The organism is Streptomyces sp. F63 (assembly GCF_018070345.1).
Taxonomy (GTDB): domain Bacteria; phylum Actinomycetota; class Actinomycetes; order Streptomycetales; family Streptomycetaceae; genus Streptomyces.
In genome coordinates this window covers 118,694-142,295 of the sequence record NZ_JAGPXX010000004.1, presented here as the reverse complement: position 1 = coordinate 142,295, position 23,602 = coordinate 118,694, and the positions used below count along the sequence as shown (strand labels likewise).

General features: G+C 73.4%; 23 protein-coding genes, 1 tRNA gene and 1 pseudogene. 19 read left to right on the top strand and 6 right to left on the bottom strand.

Annotated features, from left to right (window positions below; genetic code table 11):
• Positions 1-25 precede the first annotated feature (25 nt).
• From KBZ10_RS06630 to KBZ10_RS06615, 4 genes are all read left to right on the top strand, one after another.
• Positions 26-487, top strand: a complete 462-nt coding sequence (locus tag KBZ10_RS06630) for an SRPBCC family protein (RefSeq protein WP_210986558.1) — start codon at positions 26-28, stop codon at positions 485-487.
• Positions 488-550: 63 nt separating this feature from the next.
• A tRNA-Val gene (locus KBZ10_RS06625) sits at positions 551-622 on the top strand.
• Positions 623-908: 286 nt separating this feature from the next.
• Complete coding sequence (thrS, locus tag KBZ10_RS06620; RefSeq protein ID WP_210986557.1) at positions 909-2,888, top strand: threonine--tRNA ligase; 1,980 nt, start codon at positions 909-911, stop codon at positions 2,886-2,888.
• Between the two features lie 140 nt (positions 2,889-3,028).
• On the top strand, positions 3,029-3,586 hold the full coding sequence (locus KBZ10_RS06615; protein ID WP_210986556.1) for an HIT domain-containing protein: 558 nt from the start codon (positions 3,029-3,031) through the stop codon (positions 3,584-3,586).
• Between the two features lie 79 nt (positions 3,587-3,665).
• Here KBZ10_RS06615 and rpsR read toward each other — a convergent pair whose 3' ends face one another.
• The 4 genes from rpsR to rpmG are packed head-to-tail and all read right to left on the bottom strand — an operon-like array spanning position 3,666 to position 5,569.
• Positions 3,666-3,914, bottom strand: coding sequence for a 30S ribosomal protein S18 (rpsR, locus tag KBZ10_RS06610; protein ID WP_210986555.1), 249 nt, complete (start codon positions 3,912-3,914; stop codon positions 3,666-3,668).
• 56 nt (positions 3,915-3,970) lie between these two features.
• A complete protein-coding gene (locus tag KBZ10_RS06605) occupies positions 3,971-5,131 on the bottom strand; it encodes a GTP-binding protein (RefSeq protein ID WP_307847240.1) in 1,161 nt (386 codons plus the stop codon).
• Positions 5,128-5,394, bottom strand: a complete 267-nt coding sequence (locus KBZ10_RS06600) for a type B 50S ribosomal protein L31 (protein ID WP_210986554.1) — start codon at positions 5,392-5,394, stop codon at positions 5,128-5,130. The genes KBZ10_RS06605 and KBZ10_RS06600 overlap by 4 nt, the downstream gene beginning before the upstream one ends.
• 10 nt (positions 5,395-5,404) lie before the next feature.
• The gene (gene rpmG, locus KBZ10_RS06595; protein WP_210986553.1) at positions 5,405-5,569 is read right to left on the bottom strand and encodes a 50S ribosomal protein L33; all 165 of its coding nucleotides are present in this window, start codon (positions 5,567-5,569) and stop codon (positions 5,405-5,407) included.
• A gap of 98 nt (positions 5,570-5,667) precedes the next feature.
• Here rpmG and rpmB point away from each other — a divergent pair, with 98 nt between their 5' ends.
• Positions 5,668-5,904: a 50S ribosomal protein L28 gene (gene rpmB, locus KBZ10_RS06590; protein ID WP_210986552.1), complete on the top strand. Its 237-nt coding sequence runs from the start codon at positions 5,668-5,670 to the stop codon at positions 5,902-5,904.
• Entirely contained in the window at positions 5,904-6,209 is a 306-nt protein-coding gene (gene rpsN / locus KBZ10_RS06585) for a 30S ribosomal protein S14 (RefSeq protein WP_210986551.1), read from the top strand. Before rpmB ends, rpsN begins: the two co-directional genes overlap by 1 nt.
• 124 nt (positions 6,210-6,333) lie before the next feature.
• On the opposite strand, the gene KBZ10_RS06580 is transcribed toward rpsN, so the two are convergent.
• Together KBZ10_RS06580 and KBZ10_RS06575 are read right to left on the bottom strand one after the other, a co-directional pair.
• A complete protein-coding gene (locus tag KBZ10_RS06580) occupies positions 6,334-7,980 on the bottom strand; it encodes a hypothetical protein (protein WP_210986550.1) in 1,647 nt (548 codons plus the stop codon).
• A 154-nt stretch (positions 7,981-8,134) separates the two neighbouring features.
• Positions 8,135-10,363 (bottom strand): elongation factor G-like protein EF-G2, encoded by a 2,229-nt coding sequence (locus tag KBZ10_RS06575; RefSeq protein ID WP_307847239.1) that lies wholly within the window; start codon positions 10,361-10,363, stop codon positions 8,135-8,137.
• A 209-nt stretch (positions 10,364-10,572) separates the two neighbouring features.
• Between KBZ10_RS06575 and pgsA the strand changes: the two genes are divergently transcribed.
• The 13 genes and pseudogenes from pgsA (at position 10,573) to secF (ending at position 23,599) form a co-directional block, all read left to right on the top strand.
• The gene (pgsA, locus tag KBZ10_RS06570; RefSeq protein WP_210986548.1) at positions 10,573-11,244 is read left to right on the top strand and encodes a phosphatidylinositol phosphate synthase; all 672 of its coding nucleotides are present in this window, start codon (positions 10,573-10,575) and stop codon (positions 11,242-11,244) included.
• Complete coding sequence (locus KBZ10_RS06565; protein ID WP_210986547.1) at positions 11,241-12,173, top strand: phosphatidylinositol mannoside acyltransferase; 933 nt, start codon at positions 11,241-11,243, stop codon at positions 12,171-12,173. The genes pgsA and KBZ10_RS06565 overlap by 4 nt, the downstream gene beginning before the upstream one ends.
• Positions 12,170-13,393, top strand: a complete 1,224-nt coding sequence (locus KBZ10_RS06560) for a glycosyltransferase family 4 protein (protein WP_210986546.1) — start codon at positions 12,170-12,172, stop codon at positions 13,391-13,393. Before KBZ10_RS06565 ends, KBZ10_RS06560 begins: the two co-directional genes overlap by 4 nt.
• Positions 13,394-13,839: 446 nt before the next feature.
• Positions 13,840-14,385, top strand: a complete 546-nt coding sequence (locus KBZ10_RS06555; RefSeq protein ID WP_374223315.1) for a hypothetical protein — start codon at positions 13,840-13,842, stop codon at positions 14,383-14,385.
• A 306-nt stretch (positions 14,386-14,691) separates the two neighbouring features.
• Positions 14,692-15,609, top strand: coding sequence for a pyridoxal 5'-phosphate synthase lyase subunit PdxS (gene pdxS, locus KBZ10_RS06550; RefSeq protein WP_210986545.1), 918 nt, complete (start codon positions 14,692-14,694; stop codon positions 15,607-15,609).
• 236 nt (positions 15,610-15,845) lie between these two features.
• Positions 15,846-16,448 (top strand): pyridoxal 5'-phosphate synthase glutaminase subunit PdxT, encoded by a 603-nt coding sequence (gene pdxT, locus KBZ10_RS06545; RefSeq protein WP_307847251.1) that lies wholly within the window; start codon positions 15,846-15,848, stop codon positions 16,446-16,448.
• Between the two features lie 44 nt (positions 16,449-16,492).
• Positions 16,493-17,254: a YebC/PmpR family DNA-binding transcriptional regulator gene (locus KBZ10_RS06540; RefSeq protein ID WP_210986543.1), complete on the top strand. Its 762-nt coding sequence runs from the start codon at positions 16,493-16,495 to the stop codon at positions 17,252-17,254.
• A 109-nt stretch (positions 17,255-17,363) separates the two neighbouring features.
• Positions 17,364-17,933: pseudogene (gene ruvC, locus KBZ10_RS06535) on the top strand (crossover junction endodeoxyribonuclease RuvC); the annotation flags it as partial.
• Between the two features lie 110 nt (positions 17,934-18,043).
• A complete protein-coding gene (ruvA, locus tag KBZ10_RS06530) occupies positions 18,044-18,667 on the top strand; it encodes a Holliday junction branch migration protein RuvA (protein WP_210986541.1) in 624 nt (207 codons plus the stop codon).
• Positions 18,668-18,738: 71 nt separating this feature from the next.
• Entirely contained in the window at positions 18,739-19,818 is a 1,080-nt protein-coding gene (gene ruvB / locus KBZ10_RS06525) for a Holliday junction branch migration DNA helicase RuvB (RefSeq protein WP_210986540.1), read from the top strand.
• A 165-nt stretch (positions 19,819-19,983) separates the two neighbouring features.
• A complete protein-coding gene (gene yajC, locus KBZ10_RS06520; RefSeq protein WP_210986539.1) occupies positions 19,984-20,445 on the top strand; it encodes a preprotein translocase subunit YajC in 462 nt (153 codons plus the stop codon).
• A 189-nt stretch (positions 20,446-20,634) separates the two neighbouring features.
• The gene (secD, locus tag KBZ10_RS06515) at positions 20,635-22,419 is read left to right on the top strand and encodes a protein translocase subunit SecD (RefSeq protein WP_210986538.1); all 1,785 of its coding nucleotides are present in this window, start codon (positions 20,635-20,637) and stop codon (positions 22,417-22,419) included.
• A gap of 1 nt (position 22,420) precedes the next feature.
• Complete coding sequence (gene secF, locus KBZ10_RS06510) at positions 22,421-23,599, top strand: protein translocase subunit SecF (protein ID WP_210986537.1); 1,179 nt, start codon at positions 22,421-22,423, stop codon at positions 23,597-23,599.
• Positions 23,600-23,602: the final 3 nt, after the last annotated feature.

Below are 23,602 nucleotides of genomic sequence, written 5' to 3'. Positions count from 1 at the left end.
CCGGCCGGCAGGCGAGGAGACGCCCGTGGACGTGCACCGCTACCGCTTTCGCAGTCTCTGGACGCTCGACGCCCCGCCCGGGGCGGTGTACGCGGTGCTGGAGCGGCCCGAGGAGTATCCGCTGTGGTGGCCGCAGGTCCGGGAGGCCGAGCGCACCCCGTCCGGCACCGGCCGGGCCCGCTTCCGCTCCGTGCTCCCGTACGACCTGGTCGTCACCGCGCGCGAGAGCCGGCGCGATCCCGCGGCGGGGGTGCTGGAGACCGCCCTGGCCGGCGATCTGGAGGGCTGGGCGCGCTGGACGGTGACGGCCCGCGGCGGTGACAGCAGCGCCGGGAGCCACGCGCTCTTCGAGCAGGAGGTGACCGTGCGCCGCGGGCTGCTGCGCGCGCTCGCCGTGCCCGGCCGCCCGCTGTTCCGGGCCAACCACCGGCTGATGATGCGGGGCGGGCGGCGCGGCCTGCGGGCCCGGCTCGCCGAAGCCGTTTGAAGGAACTCCTCCGCGCCCTGTATTGTCTGGCCCGAGCCGCAGGGGGAAACCCCGGCACTCCAAGGGCGATTAGCTCAGTGGGAGAGCGCTTCGTTCACACCGAAGAGGTCACTGGTTCGAACCCAGTATCGCCCACACCCTTGACGCAGCACGTGGTCCGCACAGCGCGGGCCGGGCGGGCCCCTCCCGGACGGGAGGGGCCTTTTCGCCGTTCGGGGCCCCGCTGCCGTCCGCGCCTCCCGGGCGGCCGCCGCCCGGACGCGTCCCGGGCCGTACCCGCCCGGTGCCGTGCGGCTGTGCGACGGCGCGGCCGTGCCGCCCGGTCCCGGTCCCGGGCTTTTCGCGGGGAGGCCGCCCGGCTCGGTACGATTCGCATGCGCAGCGTCCGCTGCGGCGCGAACCCATCAGTCAGGAGAGACCGGTGTCAGACGTCCGTGTGATCATCCATCGCGATTCCGAGCGGGAAGAGCGCGTGGTGACGACGGGCACCACGGCGGCCGATCTCTTCGCCGGCGACCGCTCGATCGTCGCCGCGCGCGTGGCCGGCGAGCTGAAGGACCTGGCGTACGAGCTCGCCGAGGGCGACGAGGTCGAGCCGGTCGGCATCGCCACCGAGGACGGCCTGAACATCCTGCGCCACTCCACCGCGCACGTCATGGCCCAGGCCGTGCAGGAGCTCTTCCCGGAGGCCCGGCTCGGCATCGGCCCGCCGGTCAAGGACGGCTTCTACTACGACTTCGACGTCGAGCGCCCCTTCACCCCCGACGACCTCAAGGCCGTCGAGAAGAAGATGCAGGAGATCATCAAGCGCGGCCAGCGCTTCTCCCGCCGCGTCGTCACCGACGAGGCCGCCCGCGAGGAGCTGGCCTCGGAGCCGTACAAGCTGGAGCTGATCGGCCTCAAGGGCTCCTCCGCCACCGCGGGCGAGGGCGCGGACGTCGAGGTCGGCGCCGGCGAGCTGACCATCTACGACAACCTCGACGCCAAGACCGGCGAGCTGTGCTGGAAGGACCTCTGCCGCGGCCCGCACCTGCCGACCACCCGCACCATCCCCGCCTTCAAGCTGATGCGGAACGCCGCCGCGTACTGGCGCGGCAGCGAGAAGAACCCGATGCTCCAGCGCATCTACGGCACCGCCTGGCCGACCAAGGACGAGCTGAAGGCGCACCTCGCCTTCCTGGCGGAGGCCGAGAAGCGCGACCACCGCAAGCTCGGCACCGAGCTGGACCTCTTCTCGATCCCCGAGGAGATCGGCTCCGGCCTGGCGGTCTTCCACCCCAAGGGCGGCGTCGTCCGCCGGGTCATGGAGGACTACTCGCGCCGGCGGCACGAGGAGGCGGACTACGAGTTCGTCTACACCCCGCACGCCACCAAGGGCGCGCTCTTCCAGAAGTCGGGCCACCTGGACTGGTACGCCGACGGCATGTACCCGCCCATGCAGCTCGACGAGGGCCAGGACTACTACCTCAAGCCCATGAACTGCCCCATGCACCACCTGATCTTCGACGCCCGGGGCCGCTCGTACCGCGAACTGCCGCTGCGGCTCTTCGAGTTCGGGACGGTCTACCGGTACGAGAAGTCCGGGGTGGTGCACGGCCTGACCCGCGCCCGCGGCTTCACCCAGGACGACTCGCACATCTACTGCACCCGTGAGCAGATGGCGGCCGAGCTGGACTCGCTGCTGACCTTCGTGCTCAACCTGCTCCGCGACTACGGCCTGGAGGACTTCTACCTGGAGCTGTCCACCAAGGACCCGGAGAAGTTCGTCGGCAGCGACGAGGTGTGGGAGGAGTCCACCGAGGCGCTGCGGCAGGCGGCCGAGAAGCAGGGCCTGGAACTCGTCCTGGACCCGGCCGGGGCCGCGTTCTACGGGCCGAAGATCTCGGTGCAGGCCAAGGACGCCATCGGCCGGACCTGGCAGATGTCCACGATCCAGGTGGACTTCAACATGCCGGAGCGCTTCGACCTCCAGTACACCGCGGCCGACGGCTCCCGGCAGCGCCCGGTCGTCCTGCACCGCGCGCTGTTCGGCTCCATCGAGCGGTTCTTCGCGGTGCTGCTGGAGCACTACGCGGGCGCGTTCCCGGCCTGGCTGGCGCCGGTGCAGGCGGTCGGCATCCCGATCGGCGACGCGCACGTCCCCTACCTCCAGGACTTCGCCGCGGAGGCGAAGAAGCGGGGGCTGCGCTTCCAGGTGGACGCCTCCTCGGACCGGATGCAGAAGAAGATCCGCAACGCCCAGCGCGAGAAGGTCCCCTTCATGGTGATCGCCGGTGACGAGGACGTGGCGAACGGCGCGGTGTCCTTCCGCTACCGCGACGGCTCACAGAAGAACGGCATCCCGCGGGACGAGGCGCTGCGGGAGATCGCCGACGCGGTGGCCCGCCGTATCCAGGTCTGAGCCCGGTCGCCCGGGCTGAGCGTCCGGGTCCGGGCCTCCGGCCGTACGCGATCCCGCCGGCCCCGCGCGGGCGGCGGGGGAGGGGGTGGTTCCCGCCGGGAGCCACCCCCTCGCCGCGTTGCCGCCCGCTCCGGGCGAATATGCTGGCCGTCATGACGAGTGAGCCGGAGCAGCAGATCGGAGTCGGTTCCCAGGACGCCTTCCAGCGCCTGTGGACGCCCCACCGGATGGCGTACATCCAGGGCGAGAACAAGCCGGCCGGGCCCGGCTCCGAAGGCTGCCCGTTCTGCACCATCCCGGCCAAGTCCGACGAGGACGGTCTGATCATCACCCGCGGCGAGCACGTCTACGCGGTGCTCAACCTCTACCCGTACAACGGCGGGCACCTGATGGTCGTACCGTTCCGGCACGTCGCCGACTACACCGAGCTGGACGAGGCCGAGACGGCCGAGCTGGCCGCGCTCACCAAGCAGGCCATGACGGCGCTCCGCACCGCCTCCGGCGCGCACGGTTTCAACATCGGCATGAACCAGGGCGTCACCGCCGGGGCGGGTATCGCCGCGCATCTGCACCAGCACGTGGTGCCCCGCTGGGGCGGGGACACCAATTTCATGCCGGTCGTCGGCCACACCAAGGTGCTGCCGCAGCTCCTGGCCGACACCCGCCGCCTGCTCGCGGCGGCCTGGCCGGAGAGCTGACTCCCGGGCGGTCACCGGGGCCGGGCCGGGCGGGCCCGGCTCCCCCGGGCCCCGGCGGCGGGGCGGATGAGAGCCGCGGCTACCGGGAGCCGTAGGGCAGCAGGGCCATCTCCCGGGCGTTCTGCACGGCTTGGGCGAGCCTGCGCTGCTGCTGCCGGGTCAACCGGGTCACCCGGCGGCTGCGGATCTTGCCGCGGTCGGAGATGAACCGCCGCAGCAGATCGGTGTCCTTGTAGTCGATGTAGGTGATCCCCGCGGCGTCGAGCGGATTGGGGCGTTCGGAACGCCCGCGTCCGGATTTCTGCCGGGGACTGCGGGGGTGCGGCACGGTGGCGCGTCCTTTCGAGGTGAGGGTGGGGCCGGGGCGGCGGGGCCGGGGGAGAGTCAGCGGACCGGGTTCAGCAGCTCGTCGAAGGCCGGGTGGAGACTCCGCCAGTCCGCGGGCCCGGTTCCGTACTCCGCGTCGGTGAGCAGGCAGGACTCCAGGAGGGCGAGCAGTCCCTCGCGGTCCAGCTCGGGGGAGACGAACGAGAGGCACTGGGACCGGTCGCCGTGCACGGGATGCCAGTCCAGCGCGGCGGCGACCCGGCGGCCGGCCGGCACCAGTTCCCAGGCGGCGTCGGGCAGCGCGGCCAGCCAGGGCCCGGACTCCTCCACACAGAGCGCGCCGCCCGCGGCGTCCCAGGACAGCAGGGTGTCCGGGCGGTCCGCCAGCCAGAACCGGCCCCGGCTGCGCAGCGCGGCGCAGGTCAGATCTTCCAGGGCGGCGTGGAGGCGGCCCGGATGGAACGGCCGCCTCCGCTGCCAGAGGAGGGTGGAGACGCCGTGCCTCTCCGCCTCCTGTGGCAGCAGTGCGCAGGCCGGGTGCTGCCGGGCCGCGGCGGCGCCGGCGTCGAACCCAGCGAGGACCGCCCGCGCGAGTTCGTCCGACCCGGCGGGGAGCCGGCGGGTGGCGGGGGTGAGCTGCCGCAGCAGTTCGGCGTCGGCCGGGTCCGGCCTCTCCTCCCCCTCCGATACGGCCACCAGCGGGGGGTATTCGAGCTGGCGGGCGAAGGTGTCGGCCACGGTCCGCCGGTCGCCCGGGGCGGCGGCCAGCCCGGCCTCGGCGAGGTCGTCGCCGCAGGCCGCGTAGGGCAGAACGAGGGCCGGGTCGACGGCGGTGACGACGGCCGTCAGGACGAACGTCTCACCGGCGTGCCCGGCCAGCACCTCCGCCATGCCCTGCGGCTCCACCGAGTCCCACAGCTCCACGACGCCCAGCCGGTGTTCGCCGCTCTCCGCCAGCCGGTTCAGCGCTGGTACGAGGTCCTCGCGCAGCGCGCAGCAGGCGCAGTCGTTCACCAGCGGGGTGCGGCCGCTCTCCAGCACGCCGTCGGCGTCGCGCACGGTACGGAGCACGGTGCCGTCCGCGGCCTCGGCGAGGTCGTGGGGGAGCACCACGGTCCCGGGGACGCGCAGCAGCGTCTCCACGGTGCGCCGACGGGCGTCGGAGTGGAGCCCGGCGACCACCGTCACGGGCAGCCGGGAGCGGTGTGCGCCGGTCACCGGCCGCTCTCCGGCGCGGACTTGCGGCCGTAGCGGCGTTCGAAGCGCTCGACGCGGCCCGCGGTGTCCATCACGCGCGCGGTGCCGGTGTAGAAGGGGTGGCTCGCCGAGGAGACCTCGACGTCGACCACGGGGTAGGCGTTGCCGTCCTCCCACACGACGGTCTTCTCGCTGGTGAGGGTGGAGCGGGTGAGGAAGGCGAAGTCCGCCGCGCGGTCGCGGAAGACGACGGGCCGGTAGGGCGGGTGGATTCCGGGTTTCACGGGCTTCTCCTCAGCGTTCTTCGCGGAACGTGACGTGGCGGCGGGCTATCGGGTCGTACTTGCGCAGCTCCATCCGGTCCGGGTCGTTCCGGCGGTTTTTGCGGGTCACGTAGGTGTGGCCGGTCCCGGCGGTGGAGCGGAGCTTCACCACCGGGCGCAGGTCGTTGTGTGCCATGGCTCCAGACTATAACGGAAGTGAATATCGTTTTCATGTAGCCTGTGTGGCGGTGGTCGTCACCGCCCGAGAAACCGACCGCGAAGGAGGATGACGCCTTGTCAGCCCACTGCCAGATGACCGGCCGCAAGCCGGGCTTCGGCAACTCCGTCTCCCACTCCCACCGGCGCACCAAGCGCCGGTTCGACCCCAACATCCAGCGCAGGCGCTACTGGCTGCCGAGCGAGAACCGCCACATTCGGCTCACGCTCAGCGCCAAGGGCATCAAGACCGTGGACACCCTGGGCATCGAACGGGCCGTTGCCGTGATGCGCGCCCGGGGGGAGAGGATCTGATGGCCAAGAAGAGCAAGATCGCCGCGGACGAGCGCCGCCGCCGCGTGGCCGCCCGGTACGCCGCACGCCGGGCCGAGCTGAAGGAGATCATCCGTCGGCCCTCCACGCCGCCCGCCGAACACCGCGCCGCGCAGCGGGAGTTGCGGGCCCAGCCGCGGGACGCGAGCGCCACCCGGATCCGCAACCGGGACTCCGTCGACGGGCGGCCGCGCGGGTATCTGCGGACCTTCGGGCTGTCCCGGGTGCGGCTGCGGGAGCAGGCCCACGCCGGCTACCTGCCGGGGGTGCGCAAGGCGAGCTGGTAACCGCTTCGCGGAGCACCCGGCCGGGGCGGTATGCGTACGGCCGGTGGCCCGCGCCCCTTGCGGGGCCGGTCACCGGCCGTTTCGCCGGTCTCGCCGCGCCGTACACGCCGGTGCGGCGCGGGCGTCAGGCGTTGTAGACGTCCGCCTTGCCCGGCTCCGCGCCCTGGACCGCGCCGCTGAGGAAACCGGCGCGGTTGCCGAAGCGCTCGGTGTCCACGTCGTGCTCCTCCAGGACGCGTATGGCGGCCTGGTGCACCACGCGCAGCACCGGCGTTGCCGCGCGCAGGGCGTCGTCCGCCATGAAGCGGTGGCGCCAGGGCTGGTCGGCCCAGGCGTGCCGGAGACCGAACGGCTCCGGCAGGCCGAGCTTGCCGCCCATGTGGTCGAGGACCGGCGGGAACCACGTCAGCGGGGCGCGCGCGGCGAGCCGCACCACCTCCTTGGCGTCCACCAGCGGCAGGGTGCGCTCCTTGGTCTCCCAGAACCTGACGGTCTTGGAGATCGTCTCGGTCTTGGGCGAGGGCTTGGTGGTGAAGAGACCGTGCACCGGGCCCAGCGCGTGCCCGGTGACCTCGATGCGCAGGGTGTGGTGGAGCACCGTGACATTGACCAGCAGGGTGATCACCAACTGGCCGTCCCAGAGCACGAACTGGACGCCCAGGTAGTGCCGGTTGCCGCTGCCGAACTGCTGCTGGTCGCAGATGCGCTGTATCTCGCCCGGCCGGATCTGATAGCCGTCGTCCCCGGGCCGGGACACCTCTCCGGCGCCCTCGCCGACCGGGGCGACGATCCAGTGCGTGACCGAGGGGGTGGGGAAGCCACCGGTGTGCAGCGGAGTGCGCTCCAGCAGCTTCAGCTGGTCGTGCACCGCGCGGACGATGTCCCAGCTGCGGAACGGGTCGATGTCCTTGTCCGGGTCCTTGGGGACGAGCTCCTCGGCGAGCTGCCAGCTGCCCCAGCGGGTGCCCATGCCGAGAATGCCCTTGGGGCCCGCGTAGAAGACCAGGTTGCTGTTCTGCTCGGCGGTGAGCTTGGCCAGATTCTGCCGGAGCTGCTCGGCCGCGGTCTCGTTCGGGTTCTTCGGGACCGCCTCCGGGATCTTCGCCCCGACCACACCGCCGGAGAGCAGCCCGTTCCAGCGCTCCCGCAGATCGGCGGCCGTGCGCTCGCAGACCTGCTTGGCCCAGAGCCAGCCGACGACCGGGGCGACGATCATGGCCCGCAGGTAGATGCCCCAGAAGCCGGTGAACGGCAGCTTGACCAGGAAGACCACGGCCAGCACCCCGAAGGCCACCAGCACCGCCATCCCGAAGGCGCCGGCCCGCTTGTTCGACGCGCCGGCGAGCGTGCGGCGCAGCTGGAACATGACGAGCCAGAGCAGCAGCCCGGGCAGGAAGAGCAGCCCGAACACCGCCATCAGCACCGTCAGCCGCGTATCGCGCTCCTTGCGGATGCGGCTGGCGGCCAGGCAGTGCTCGACGACCGTCTGCGGCTCCATTCCGAAGGACTGGACGAGCGCCTTGCGGGCGCCGCCGAGCATCCGGACCTGGACCGCCCGGGAGAACGCCTCACCGAGATTGGGCTCGAACAGCGACAGCTTCGGCGGCGTGATGGCCGACTTGTGCCATTCGTTGTCGGCCTTGAGGATCTCCGCGACCGGGCTGTCCCGGTAGGCGGCCGAGGCCAGGGCGGCGGTCGCCGCCGTCTGCCCGGCCCCGCCGGTGAGCGGCACCTGTGCCCCGGGCCTGAAGTCGAAATCGTCGCTCGCCACTAATGCCCCCACCGCTCGTCCGCTGCGTGGCCTCTTCCCGGGTTCCGTCCCCGGCACACCTGCCGGCCCGCGCCCCAGCGTAGCGAGCGACGACCGCCCGGCGCAGGGGAGTTGGCCCGCGCCGGGCGCTTACCGGCCTTTTCCGCCCCGCCCGCTATCCGCTCCCCCCGTCTCCGGCGCGGATCTTCTCCGCGAGCTGCGGCGGCATCGGCTCGTGGCGGACGTACGAGCGGCTGAACCGGCCGGTGCCGTGCGACAGCGAGCGCAGGTCCACCGCGTAGCGGCCGATCTCCAGTTCGGGCACCTCGGCACGGACGAGCGTGCGCCCGGGGCCCGCCTGTTCGGTGCCGACGACCCGGCCGCGGCGCCCGGAGAGATCGCTCATCACCGGTCCCACGCAGTCGTCCGACACCATGATCCGCACCTCGGCCACCGGCTCCAGCAGATCCACCCGGCACCCGCGCGCGGCCTCGCGGAGCGCCAGCGCGCCCGCCGTCTGGAAAGCGGCGTCGGAGGAGTCCACCGAGTGCGCCCTGCCGTCGAGGAGGGTGACCCGGACGTCGGTCAGCGGATACCCGGCGGCGACCCCGCGCCCGGCCTGGGCGCGCACTCCCTTCTCCACCGACGGGATGAACTGCCGGGGGACGGCGCCGCCCACCACCCGGTCCGAGAACTCGATGCCCGAACCGGCCGGCAGCGGTTCCACCTCGATCTCGCAGATCGCGAACTGCCCGTGCCCGCCGGACTGCTTGACGTGCCGGCCGCGCCCGGCCGCCTTCCCGCCGAAGGTCTCCCGGAGCGGCACCCGGTGCTCCTCGGCGTCGACCCGGACGCCGTAGCGGCTGCGGAGCCGCTCCAGCGCGACGTCGCGGTGCGCCTCGCCCAGGCACCAGAGGACCACCTGGTGGGTCTCCGGATTCTGCTCCAGCCGCATGGTCGGGTCCTCGGCGACGAGCCGCGACAGGCCCAGCGACAGCTTGTCCTCATCGGCCTTGCTGTGCGCCCGCACCGCCACCGGCAGCAGCGGGTCCGGCATCACCCAGGGCTCCAGCAGCAGCGGGTGGTCCTTGGCGGAGAGGGTGTCACCGGTCTCCGCCCGGCCGAGCTTGGCCACGCAGGCCAGATCCCCGGCGACGGCCCGTTCCAGCGGGCGCTGCTGCGCGCCGAAGGGCGCGGACAGGGCGCCGACGCGTTCGTCCACGTCGTGGTCCTCGTGCCCGCGGTCGGCCAGGCCGTGGCCGGAGACGTGCACGGTCTCGTCGGGCCGCAGCGTTCCGGAGAAGACCCGTACCAGGCTCACCCGGCCCACGTACGGATCGGAGGAGGTCTTGACGACCTCGGCGGCCAGCGGGCCCTCCGGATCGCAGGTGAGCGGTGGCCGGGGCTCCCCCTCCGGGGTGGTGACGGCCAGCGGCTCGCGCTCGGGCGGGGTCGGGAAGCCGCCGGTGATCAGCTCCAGCAGTTCCACCGTGCCGAGGCCCTGCCGGGCGCCCGCCGCGGCGGGGGCGGCGGCCAGGACGGGATGGAACGTACCGCGCGCGACGGCCCGTTCCAGGTCCTCGGTCAGGATGCCCGGGTCGATGTCCTCACCCGCCAGATAGCGGTCCATGAGGGTCTCGTCCTCGCTCTCCGCGATGATCCCCTCGATGAGCCGGTTGCGGGCCTCCTCGATCAGCGGGAGCTGCCCCGGCCCGGGATCGGCCGCCACCCGGGTGCCGGAGGAGTAGTCGTACACCTGCTGGGTGAGCAGGCCGATCAGCCCGGTGACGGGGGAACTCCCGTTCCCCGGGCCGGCGAAGCCGCCGGAGGCGTCCGGCGGGCCGTCGCGCAGTGGCAGGTAGAGGGGGAGCACGGCGTCGGGGTCGTCACCGCCGAACGCGTCCCGGCAGACGGCCGTCATCTCCTCGAAGCCGGCCCGCCCGGACTCCAGATGGGTCACCACCAGGGCCCGCGGCATCCGCACGGCGGCGCACTCGTCCCACACCATGCGGGTGGCGCCGTCCACGCCGTCCGCCGCCGAGACGACGAAAAGGGCCGCGTCCGCTGCCCGCAGACCGGCCCTGAGCTCCCCGACGAAGTCCGCCCTGCCGGGGGTGTCCAGCACATTGATCTTGATTCCGCCCCATTCCACGGGGACGAGGGACAACTGCACCGACCGGCCCTGCCGGTGCTCGATCCCGTCGTGGTCGGAGAGCGTGCTGCCCTCCTCGACCCGGCCGGCCCGGTTCACCGCTCCCGCGGTGAGGGCCAGCGCCTCCACCAGAGTCGTCTTGCCCGAGCCGCTGTGGCCGACCAGCACCACATTCCGTATCGCGGTGGGCCGGTCGGCCGCGACGGCCCTGCCCGCGGCTCCGGGGTGTGTCCTGACGCCTGAAGTGCCCACGTGTACCGCCTCCCGGTCCGCACGTGTTGCGGTCATTCGAGCTTTGCACCGCGGCCACCCCCCGTCCATAGGCTCATCGGCACCCCCGGGACGGGCCGTCCGGTCCCCCGCCCCCCGGGTACCGGGGCGGCGGGTGAGGCGGACGTGGCTACGATGGGCCACCCGGCGGCCCCCCGGCCGCCCGGCTCCAGCGACCCTCCGGGAAGGCCATGCTGAACAAGTACGCGCGTGCTTTCTTCACGCGTGTTCTCACACCGTTCGCCGCCCTGCTGCTCCGGCTCGGCATCAGCCCCGACGCGGTCACCCTCGTCGGCACCGGCGGAGTGGTGGCGGGGGCCCTGGTCTTCTTCCCCCTGGGAGAGTTCTTCTGGGGCACGATCGTGATCACCCTCTTCGTCTTCTCCGACCTGGTCGACGGCAACATGGCCCGCCAGGCCGGCCGGTCCAGCCGCTGGGGCGCCTTCCTCGACTCCACCCTCGACCGGGTCGCGGACGCCGCGGTCTTCGGCGGGCTCGCCCTCTGGTACGCGGGCCGCGGCGACGACCTGCTGCTGTCTGCGATCGCCATCTTCTGCCTGGCCAGCGGCCAGGTCGTCTCGTACACCAAGGCGCGCGGCGAGAGCATCGGCCTCCCGGTGAACGTCAACGGGCTCGTGGAGCGCGCCGAGCGGCTGGTCATCACCCTGGTGGCGGCCGGCCTCGCCGGACTGCACGCCTTCGGCGTCCCCGGCATCGACATCCTGCTGCCCATAGCGCTGTGGATCGTCGCCCTCGGCAGCGCCGTCACCCTCGGACAGCGCATGGTGACCGTGCGCCGGGAGGCCGCCGAGGCCGACGCCGCGTCCGCGCCGGGCGGCGCCGCCGAGGGCGGTGCCGCATGAGGGAGCGGCTGACCGACGCGCTGTACGGACTGGGCTGGAGCGCCGTCCGGAGACTCCCCGAACCCGCGGCCGTGCGGCTCGGCCGGACCATCGCCGACACCGCGTGGAAGCGGCGCGGCACGAGCGTCCTGCGGCTGGAGTCCAACCTCGCCCGGGTCGTCCCGGGGGCCTCCCCGGAACGGCTGGCCGAGCTCTCCCGGGCCGGCATGCGCTCGTACATGCGCTACTGGATCGAGTCCTTCCGGCTGCCCGTCTGGAGCCCGGACCGCATCCGGGCCGGCCTGGAGGTCAAGGACATCCACCTGGTGGAGGACGCCCTGGAGAGCGGCCGGGGTGTCATCGCGGCACTGCCGCACCTCGCCAACTGGGACCTCGCCGGCGCCTGGATCACCACCCGGCTCGGCCGGCCCTTCACCACCGTCGCCGAACGCCTCAAGCCCGAATCGCTGTACGACCGGTTCGTCGCCTACCGCGAGAGCCTCGGCATGGAGGTGCTGCCGCACGCCGGTGGCAGCGCGTTCGGCACCCTGGCCCGCCGGCTGCGCGAGGGCGGGCTCGTCTGTCTCGTGGCCGACCGCGATCTGTCCGCCTCCGGCGTCGAGGTGTCCTTCTTCGGCGAGCCCGCGCGGATGCCCGCCGGGCCCGCCCTGCTCGCCCAGCAGACCGGCGCGCTGCTGCTGCCCGTCACCCTCTGGTACGACAGCCCCACGACGATGCGCGGGCAGATCCACCCCGCGGTCGCGGTGCCGGAGACCGGTTCCCGCCCGGAGCGGACGGCCGCCATGACCCAGCAGGTCGCCGACGCCTTCGCCGCCGGGATCGCCGAGCACCCGGAGGACTGGCACATGCTGCAGCGCCTGTGGACCGCCGACCTCCGGCCGCGCACGGCGAGCGGCGGCGGCCGGGCACCGGAAACGGAGCAGCCGTGAGGATCGGCATCGTCTGCCCCTACGCCTGGGACGTCCCCGGCGGCGTCCAGTTCCACATCCGCGACCTGGCCGAGCACCTCATCGGGCTCGGTCACGCCGTCTCCGTGCTCGCCCCCGCGGACGACGACACCCCGCTGCCGCCCTACGTCGTCTCGGCCGGCCGCGCCGTGCCCGTCCCGTACAACGGTTCGGTGGCCCGGCTCAACTTCGGCTTCCTGTCGGCCGCGCGCGTGCGCCGCTGGGTGCACGACGGCGACTTCGAGGTCCTCCACATCCACGAACCGGCCTCCCCGTCCCTCGGCCTGCTCGCCTGCTGGACGGCGCAGGGCCCGATCGTCGCCACCTTCCACACCTCCAACCCCCGCTCCCGGGCGATGATCGCCGCGTACCCGATCCTCCAGCCCGCGCTGGAGAAGATCAGCGCGCGCATCGCGGTCAGCGAGTACGCGCGGCGCACCCTCGTCGAACACCTCGGCGGGGACGCCGTCGTGATTCCCAACGGCGTCGACGTCGGATTCTTCGACCGGGCCGAACCCCGGCACGAGTGGCTGGGCGGCGTCCTCCACGCCGACGCCGACGCCGACGCCGACGGCGGGGGCGGGGGCGGGGGACGGGGACCCACGCTGGGCTTCATCGGCCGCATCGACGAGCCCCGCAAGGGTCTGCCGGTCCTGATGAAGGCCCTCCCGGCGATCCTCGCGGAGCACCCGGAGGCCCGGCTGCTCGTCGCGGGGCGGGGCGACGAGAAGGAGGCCGTCGCCGGACTGCCCGCCGGGATGCGCGACCGCGTCGCATTCCTCGGCATGGTCAGCGACGAGGAGAAGGCACGGCTGCTGCGCAGCGTCGACCTGTACGTGGCCCCCAACACCGGCGGCGAGAGCTTCGGCATCATCCTGGTCGAGGCGATGTCGGCCGGCGCCCCGGTGCTCGCCAGCGACCTCGACGCCTTCGTCCAGGTGCTCGACGGCGGCCGGGCGGGGGAGATCTACCCGAACGAGGACGCCGCGGCCCTGGCCGGGGCCGCGAACCGGCTGCTGCGCGACCCGGCGCGGCTGCGGGAGCTCCGCGAGCGGGGCGGCCGCCATGTGCGCCGCTTCGACTGGTCGACGGTCGGCGCGGACATCCTGGCCGTCTACGAGACGGTCACCGACGGCACGGCCTCCGTCGCCCCCGACGAACGCCCGGGCCTCAGGGCCCGCTGGGGCCTGGCCCGCGACTGACGCCCGCCGGGATACCGGCGGCAGGCGCCCCGGGCCGGACTGCCGGGTGCCGGGGCCGCGTGCGGTGGCGGCGCCCGGGGCTCCGGCGTCCAGGGGCGGCCGGCGTCCGGGACGGCGCTCCGGGCCTTCGTCCGGGGGTGGGGCCGGACCGACGCGTGCCGGGCCGCGTGCGGGGGCGCCGTCCGGGGCTCCGGCGTTCTGGGGCAGGGCGGACTGACGGGTGCGTTCCGGCGGTGGCCGGAAGTGTCGTCCGGGGCCGCCGTCGGGGGCCGGGGGCGTTCAGGGGCCGGGCCCGCGGTGAACGGCAACCGGGCGGGCCGGAGGGAGGAAAACCCCCGCGCGCAGCGCGAAAAGCCCCCGCGCGCAGCGCGAACACCCGCACCGGGAGAGCCCGGTGGGACCGGGCGGCGCCGCGGGCGCCCGACCGGCCGGTACTGTGGCCCGCCGTGAGCACACTCATCTGGGCGGCGGTGGCCCTCGCCCTCATCGGCGTCTATCTCAGCTGGACCGCAGGGCGGCTGGACCGCCTGCACGCCCGTATCGACGCGGCCCGCGCCGCGCTCGACGCGCAACTGCTGCGACGGACCTCGGTCGCCCAGGAACTCGCCACCGCGGGAGTGCTCGACCCGGCCGCGTCCATGGTCCTCTACCAGGCCGCGCACGCCGCCCGGCAGGCCGAGGAGGAACACCGCGAGGTCGCCGAGAGCGAACTCAGCCAGGCGCTGCGGGCCGTCTTCGCGGAACCGGGCCAGGTGGTGGCCGTACGGGAGGCACCCGGCGGTGACGCGGCGGCGGACGAACTGGCCGCCGCGGTGCGCCGGGTGCCGATGGCACGGCGCTTCCACAACGACTCCGTGCGCGCGGCGCGCGCCCTGCGCGAGCACCGCACGGTGCGCTGGTTCCGGCTGGCCGGCCACGCCCCCTTCCCGCTGGCGTTCGAGATGGACGACGAGCCGCCGGAGGCGCTGACGGACCGCACGGCCGGCCACTGAGGCGCCCGGCGCGGGGAGACCGGCCGGCCCGTCCGGCGGGCACACCGCCCGGCCCTGCGGGGCGGTGCACGGAGTCCGCACCGTCACCGCTGCCCCCGCTCCCGCCTCGGGGCCCGCCTCGGGGCCCGCGACGCGGCCCGGCCCGAACCCGATTGGCCCCTCCGCTCGGGCCACCGTCCGCAAATTGGCCCTTTCCGTACGACACCGCCACGCGGTTTCCTCGAAGCTGTCCCACACAGGTGTCCCCGCCCCGGCCCACCGGGCCGGACCGGACCGCCGCCATCCGCAGCGAATGAGGTCGAAACCGTGTCCACCACGCCCCCCAGCTCCGCTCCGTCCGCCCCCGAGACCGGCACCGCGCGCGTCAAGCGCGGCATGGCCGAGCAGCTCAAGGGCGGCGTCATCATGGACGTGGTCACCCCGGAGCAGGCGAAGATCGCCGAGGACGCCGGTGCCGTCGCGGTGATGGCCCTGGAGCGGGTCCCCGCCGACATCCGCAAGGACGGCGGCGTCGCCCGCATGTCCGACCCCGACATGATCGAGGGCATCATCGACGCGGTGTCGATCCCCGTCATGGCCAAGTCCCGGATCGGCCACTTCGTCGAGGCCCAGCTGCTCCAGTCCCTCGGGGTGGACTACATCGACGAGTCCGAGGTCCTCACCCCGGCCGACGAGGCCAACCACAGCGACAAGTGGGCCTTCACCACCCCCTTCGTCTGCGGTGCCACCAATCTCGGTGAGGCGCTGCGCCGGATCGCCGAGGGCGCGGCCATGATCCGCTCCAAGGGCGAGGCCGGCACCGGCAACGTCGTCGAGGCCGTCCGCCACCTCCGCCAGATCAAGGCCGAGATCGGCCGGCTGCGCGCCTGCGACAACAACGAGCTGTACGCCGCGGCCAAGGAGCTCCGGGCCCCGTACGAGCTGGTCAAGGAGGTCGCCGAGCTGGGCAAGCTGCCCGTGGTGCTGTTCTCCGCGGGCGGCGTCGCCACCCCGGCCGATGCCGCGCTGATGCGCCAGCTCGGTGCGGAGGGCGTCTTCGTCGGCTCGGGCATCTTCAAGTCCGGCGACCCCGCGAAGCGCGCCGCCGCCATCGTGAAGGCCACCACCTTCTACGACGACCCCAAGGTGATCGCCGACGCCTCGCGCGGACTCGGCGAGGCCATGGTCGGCATCAACTGCGACACCCTCCCGGAGAGCGAGCGCTACGCGAACCGCGGCTGGTAACCGCGCGTTCCCGCCGCCGCGGAATCCCGGACCGCGGCGGCGCGGGACGGCGCGGACGACCCGCGCCCTCCGGCCGGGCAGCCCGCAGCCTCCGGCCCGGCGACCGGGCCGGAGAGCGGCCGGCGGCTCCGCCCCGTCCCATGCTCCGCCTTCCCGTGTCGCCGCCTCCCCGCATGACGCGACCCGCGCCCCGAACACCACCCGCCCCGAAGAGGTATCCCTCCGTGCCCGTGCCCGTGCCCACCCCCGCCATCGGCGTCCTCGCCCTGCAGGGCGACGTCCGCGAGCATCTCGCCGCCCTCGCCGCGGCCGGCGCGCCCGCCCGCGCGGTCCGCCGCCCCGCGGAGCTGGACGCGGTGGACGCCCTGGTGATCCCCGGCGGCGAGTCCACCACCATGGTCAAACTGGCCGGTCTCTTCGGCCTGCTGGAGCCGCTGCGGGCCCGGGTGCGGGCCGGCATGCCGGCGTACGGATCCTGCGCCGGCATGATCCTGCTCGCCGACAAGATCCTGGACGGCCGGGCCGGGCAGGAGACCGTCGGCGGCATCGACATGACCGTGCGCCGCAACGCCTTCGGCCGCCAGAACGAGTCCTTCGAGGCGGCCGTCGACGTGTCCGGCGTCGAGGGCGGCCCGGTCGAGGGCGTCTTCATCCGGGCCCCCTGGGTGGAGTCCACGGGCGTCGCGGTGGAGGTGCTGGCGGTGCACGACGGCCACACCGTCGCCGTACGCCAGGGCAACCTGCTGGCCACCTCCTTCCACCCGGAACTGACCGGAGACCACCGGGTGCACGCGCTCTTCGCGGAGATGGCGCGCGGGGCGGCGGCCGGGCACCGGTAGGATCGCGGAGTTCGTATTCGTCGGGTCGTTGAAGGAGCGAGGCTGTGTCCGGCCACTCCAAGTGGGCAACCACCAAGCACAAGAAGGCCGTGATCGATGCCAAGCGCGGCAAGCTCTTCGCCAAGCTGATCAAGAACATCGAGGTCGCGGCCCGTACGGGGGGCGGTGACCCGGACGGCAACCCCACGCTCTACGACGCCATCCAGAAGGCGAAGAAGAGCTCGGTTCCCAACAAGAACATCGAGAGCGCCGTCAAGCGCGGCGCGGGCCTGGAGGCCGGCGGCGCCGACTACCAGACCATCATGTACGAGGGATACGGGCCGAACGGTGTCGCGGTGCTCATCGAGTGCCTCACCGACAACCGCAACCGCGCCGCCTCGGACGTCCGGGTGGCGATGACCCGCAACGGCGGTTCCATGGCGGACCCCGGCTCCGTGGCGTACCTCTTCAACCGCAAGGGCGTCGTCCTCGTCCCCAAGGGCGAGGACGGCGAGCTGACGGAGGACGACGTCCTCGGCGCCGTCCTCGAAGCGGGCGCGGAGGAGGTCAACGACCTCGGTGAGTCCTTCGAGGTCATCAGCGAGGCCACCGACCTCGTCGCGGTCCGCTCGGCGCTCGTCGACGCGGGCATCGACTACGACTCGGCCGAGGCCAGCTTCGTCCCCACCATGCAGGTGCAGCTGGACGAGGAGGGCGCGCGGAAGATCTTCAAGCTGATCGACGCGCTCGACGACAGCGACGACGTGCAGAACGTCTTCGCGAACTTCGACGTCCCGGACGAGGTCATGGCGAAGGTCGAGGCCTGATCCGCAGCAGCCACGGGCCGACGGGACACCCCCCGTCGGCCCGTCGCGCTGTCAGCGGCAGCCGATAGCCTGCAGGAACACCTGACCGAAGCGAGGGGAGGGGCACCGCGTGCGCGTACTGGGCGTGGACCCGGGGCTGACCCGGTGCGGTGTCGGCGTCGTCGACGGCGTGGCCGGACGCCCGCTGACGATGCTCGGTGCCGGAGTGGTCCGCACCCCCGCCGACGCCGACGTCCCCGACCGGCTGGTCCTCGTCGAACGGGGCATCGAGCAGTGGCTGGACGAGCACCGCCCCGACTGCGTCGCCGTGGAACGGGTGTTCAGCCAGCACAACGTCCGTACGGTCATGGGCACCGCCCAGGCCGCCGCCGTCGCGATGCTCTGCGCGGCCCGCCGGGGCCTGCCCGTCGCGCTGCACACCCCCAGCGAGGTCAAGGCCGCCGTCACCGGCAGCGGCCGGGCCGACAAGGCGCAGGTCGGCGCGATGGTCACCCGCCTGCTGCGGCTGAGCGCCCCGCCCAGGCCGGCCGACGCGGCCGATGCCCTCGCGCTCGCCATCTGCCACATCTGGCGCGCACCCGCCACGAACCGCCTCCAGCAGGCACAGACCCGCGCCCGCGCCCGGCACGCGGCGCTCCGCCCCGGGCCCGGCCGCGGACCGGCCGCCTCCCGCGCCGCGCGCCCGGCGGGCGTCCCCGCCCCGGCCCCGTCCTCCGCGGCCGCCCCCGCGCGGCCCGCCGCGAGCCCCGCCGCCGCGCGGCCCGAGAACACCCCCGGAGAGGGACCATCGTGATCGCCTTCGTCAGCGGCCCCGTCGCCGCGATCGCCCCGGACAGCGCCGTCGTCGAGGTCGGCGGCATCGGCATCGCCGTCCAGTGCACCCCGGACACCCTCTCCGGGCTGCGCCCCGGCGAACCGGCCCGGCTCGCCACCTCCCTGGTGGTCCGCGAGGACTCCCTCACCCTCTACGGCTTCGCCGATGAGGACGAGCGGCAGGTGTTCGAGCTGCTCCAGACCGCCAGCGGCGTCGGCCCCCGGCTGGCGCAGGCCATGCTCGCCGTGCACAGCCCCGACGCCCTGCGGACGGCGGTCGCCACCGGGGACGAGAAGGCCCTCACGGCCGTACCGGGCATCGGGAAGAAGGGCGCACAGAAGCTGCTCCTGGAACTCAGGGACCGGCTCGGCGAACCCCTGGGCACGGGCACCGCCGCACGGGCGAGGGCGGCCGGGCCGGCCGCCTGGAGCGAGCAGCTGCACGCCGCGCTGATCGGCCTCGGCTACGCGCCCCGCGAGGCCGAGGAGGCCGTGGCCGCCGTCGGTCCCCAGGCCGAGGAGGCCCTTGCCGCGGGCGGCACCCCGCCCGTGCCGCAGTTGCTGCGCGCCGCCCTGCAGACCCTGAACCGCACCCGCTGACCCGGGCCGGGCCGGAACCGGAACCCGTGAGCCCGACCCGGCCCCCGGAACCCGCCGAGCTGAGAGAGACCATGAACTGGGACGACACCCCCACCGGCACCGCGGCCGAGACCGGGGAGCGGCTGGTGGACGCCGGCGCCGCCGGCGAGGACCAGGCCGTCGAGGCGGCGCTGCGCCCGAAGAACCTCGGTGAGTTCGTCGGCCAGGAGCGGGTCCGCGAACAGCTCGACCTGGTCCTGCGCGCCGCCCGCCAGCGCGGCGCCACCGCCGACCACGTCCTGCTCTCCGGCGCCCCCGGCCTCGGCAAGACGACCCTCTCGATGATCATCGCGGCGGAGATGGGCGCCCCGATCCGCATCACCTCCGGCCCCGCCATCCAGCACGCCGGCGACCTCGCCGCGATCCTCTCCTCCCTCGCCGAGGGAGAGGTCCTCTTCCTCGACGAGATCCACCGGATGTCCCGGCCCGCCGAGGAGATGCTCTACATGGCGATGGAGGACTTCCGGGTCGACGTGGTCGTGGGCAAGGGCCCCGGCGCCACCGCCATCCCCCTGGAACTCCCGCCCTTCACCCTGGTGGGTGCCACCACCCGGGCCGGACTGCTGCCGCCCCCGCTGCGCGACCGCTTCGGCTTCACCGGGCACATGGACTTCTACGAGCCCGCCGAGCTGGAGCGGGTGCTGCACCGCTCCGCCCGCCTGCTGGACGTCGAGATCGAGCCCGACGGCGCCGCGGAGATCGCCGGCCGCTCCCGCGGCACACCGCGGATCGCCAACCGGCTGCTCCGCCGCGTCCGGGACTACGCCCAGGTCAAGGCGGACGGGGTGGTCACCCGCGGCGTCGCGGAGACCGCCCTCGGCGTCTACGAGGTGGACGGCCGGGGCCTGGACCGGCTGGACCGCGCCGTGCTCGGCGCACTGCTCAAGCTGTTCGGCGGCGGACCGGTCGGCCTGTCCACGCTCTCCGTCGCGGTGGGCGAGGAGCGCGAGACGGTCGAGGAGGTGGCCGAGCCCTTCCTGGTCCGGGAGGGGCTGCTGGCCCGCACCCCCCGCGGCCGGGTCGCCACCCCGGCGGCGTGGGAGCACCTGGGGCTGCGGCCGCCGCAGAGCACGGACGGCTCCGGGGGGCAGCAGGGACTCTTCGGGGGCTGACGGCGCGGTCCCCTCGCCCGCCCCGGAACCCCGGTGCCATGCTGGGCGTTGTTCCATCGGCGCGAACTCGCTTAGACTCCGCCGATGCCATCCCTGACGGATGGCACACCCACCCCCGAATACCAGGCCGCATCCCCTGCGGTCGTGCGAAGGAAACCCCGTCCCGTGAATATCGTCACTCTCCTCCCCTTCATCGTGCTCATCGGGGCCATGGTCCTCATGACCCGCTCGGCGAAGAAGAAGCAGCAGCAGGCCGCCGAGATGCGCGACCAGATGCAGCCGGGCACCGGTATCCGCACGATCGGGGGCATGTACGCGACCGTCAAGGAGGTCGGCGACGACACGGTCCTCCTGGAGGTCGCTCCCGGGGTCCACGCCGTCTACGCCAAGAACGCCGTCGCCGCGGTCCTCGAGGACGCGGAGTACAACCGCATCGTGCACGGCGCCGAGCCCGACGGCGGAGAGCTCGCGTCCGGCACCGCGGTCGTTCCGGACGACGCGTCCTCGCTGACCGCGGAGGACCGCCCGGCGGCCGGTGAGGAGCCCGCGGTCGACCTCGGCAAGGACGGCGCCGCCGAGGGCGGCGAGGCCGACAAGAAGGACGACGGCGGCACCGACGCGAAGTAGGCACGACCCCGGGCCGTGCGCCCGTGCCGGGTGCCGTCGTCCGAGACCGGGACACGGCTCCGCCGCACGGCGCGGGACCGCCCGCCGGACGTCCGCACCCGCGGAGCACCGGAGCACCGTCCTCCATTACACTTCGTGGCCGCCCGCTCACGACCGATGCGGTGCGGTTGGACAGGGAGAATCGAGAAGGTGGCAGCACCGAAGAAGGGCCGGCGCCCCTCGGGGGCCCAGGGCAGGCCGGGGCGCACCCTGGTCCTGTTCCTGATCGCCGTGGTGGCGCTGACCGGGGGGATGTTCCTCTCCGGGCACACCACGCCGCGGCTGGGAATCGACCTCGCGGGCGGGACGACCATCACGCTCACCGCCAAGAACCAGCCGGGTGAGCAGAACGCGATCAACCCGACGAACATGAACACGGCAGTCGGCATCATCGACCGCCGTGTCAACGGGCTGGGCGTCACCGAGGCCGAGGTGACGACGCAGGGCGACCGCAACATCATCGTCAACCTCCCCAAGGGCACCGACGAGAAGCAGGCGCGGGAGCAGGTCGGCACGACCGCCCAGCTGCAGTTCCGCCCGGTCCTGGGGGTCGCGCAGGGCGCGCCCGCCCCGGAGCCCAGCGGGAGCCCCTCGGCCGGTGAGGGCGAGGGCAAGAACGGCGACAAGGACGACAAGGACAAGGCCGGGGAGAAGCCCGGGGGCTCCGGCGAGAAGGACAGCCCGGAGTCCGGGCAGCCCTCCGCCTCCCCCACCACCCAGGGCCGTGCCCTGACCGGCGCGCTCGCCGCCGACGCCTCGGAGAAGCCCGAGGCCGCGCCCACGCAGACCCCCGGCGCGAGTGAGACCCCCCAGGCCCCCGAGCCGCAGTCCGGGATCCCCGCGGAGCTCCAGAAGCGGCTCGACGAGCTGGACTGCTCGAAGCCCGAGGAGCGCGCCAAGGCCGGTGAGGGCGACAAGCCCGGTGAGAACACCGTCGCCTGCGACCAGGAGGGCCTCGCCAAGTACGCGCTTGGCCCGACGGACGTCGCCGGTACGGAGGTCGACGGTGCCAAGGCGTTGTTCGACTCCCAGACCGGCAAGGGCTGGGTCGTCACCCTCGACTTCAACAGCAAGGGTGCCGAGCAGTTCGCGGACGCCACCGAGCGGATCTCGCAGCAGCAGCCGAACCAGTTCGCCATCGTCCTGGACGGCGAGGTCGTCTCCGCGCCCTCCGTCGACACCCGCATCGGCGGCGGCAACGCCGAGATCTCCGGCAGTTTCACCCAGCAGTCCGCCGAGGACCTGGCCAACGTCCTCTCCTACGGCGCCCTGCCGCTCTCCTTCGAGGAGAGCAACGTGACCACGATCTCGCCCACCCTCGGCTCCGAGCAGCTGCAGGCCGGTCTGATCGCCGGAGCCATCGGACTGGCCCTGGTCGTCCTCTACCTGATCTTCTACTACCGGGTCCTGGGTCTCGTGGCGATCTCCAGCCTGGTGGCCGCCGCCGTCCTGACCTACGTGATCATGACGCTGCTCGGCCCGGCCATCGGCTTCGCGCTGAGCCTCCCGGCCGTCTGCGGCGCCATCGTGGCGATCGGCATCACGGCGGACTCCTTCATCGTCTACTTCGAACGCATCAGGGACGAGATCCGCGAGGGCCGCACCGTCCGGTCGGCCTTCTTCCGCGCCTGGCCGAGCGCCCGGCGGACCATCCTCGTCTCCGACGTCGTCTCGATCATCGCCGCCGTCGTGCTCTTCATCGTCTCGGTCGGCACGGTGCAGGGCTTCGCCTTCGTGCTGGGACTGACGACGGCCGTGGACATCGCCATCGTGTTCTTCCTGACCAAGCCGCTGATGACGATCCTGTCCGGCCGGAAGTTCTTCACCAGCGGGCACCCCCAGTCCGGCCTCGACCCGAAACGGCTGGGCGCCCGCCCGCCGCTGCGCGGGCGGCGCCGCCCGGCCGTGGCCACCACCGAACCGAAGGAGGCATGAGATGTCACGACTCGGCACCCTCGGTGGCAAGCTGTACCGCGGCGAGTTGAGCTACGACTTCGTCGGCCGGCGCAAGTTCTGGTACGGCATCACGCTGGCCGTCCTCATCACGGCCCTCGCCGGTCTGGGCGTCCGCGGGCTGTACCTGGGCATCGAGTTCCAGGGCGGCGCCGTCTTCACCACCCAGCCCTCCGCCCCGATCTCCGTAGAGCAGGCGCGGGAGACGGTCCGTGAGGCCTCCGGGCGCGACGCCCGGGTCCAGGAGCTGGGCAGCGGAGCCCTCCGCATCCAGGTCACGGAGCTGACCACCGAGCAGTCCGGCGAAACCCGGGAAGCCCTCGCCGAGGAGCTCGGCATCAAGGCGCAGGACCTCAACGTCGAGCTGGTGGGGCCGAGCTGGGGCGAGCAGATGACCTCCAAGGCCCTGCAGGGCCTGGTGGTCTTCCTCATCCTGGTGAGCGTCTATCTCGCCATCGCCTTCGAATGGCGGATGTCCGTGGCGGCCCTCGTCGCCCTGCTGCACGACCTGATCATCACCGTCGGGGTCTACGCGATCGTCGGCTTCGAGGTGACCCCGGGCACCGTGGTCGGCGTGCTGACGATCCTCGGCTACTCGCTGTACGACACCGTGGTCGTCTTCGACAAGGTCAAGGAGAAGACCCAGAACTACACCAAGCAGACCCGCTACACCTACGGGGAGCTGGCCAACCTCGGCATCAACGCCACGGTGGTCCGCTCGGTCAACACCTCGGTGGTGGCCCTGCTGCCGGTGGCCGCGCTGCTCTTCATCGGCAGCGGCCTGCTCGGCGGCGGCATGCTGAAGGACATCGCGCTGTCCCTCTTCGTCGGCCTCGCCGCGGGGACGTATTCCTCGATCATGATCGCCACCCCGGTCTCCGTGGACCTGCGCCTGCGCCAGCCGGACGTGAAGGCCCACGACCGCCGCATCCTGGGCAAGCGCGCCCGGCGGGAGGCGGCCGGCGAACAGGACGGCGACGGCTCCGCCGGGAACGGGACCGGCCGGGAGGACGAGGACTGGGACACCGCGCCCGACGACGAGGACGGCGCCGCTCCGGAGCCGCGGGCCGCGGCCCCGGCCGGTGCCCCGGCCGAGGTTCCCCGCCCGCCCGCCGCCCGCGGTGGCCGCGGCCGGGGCCGCGCGTCCGGCAGGCGGAGGTGATCG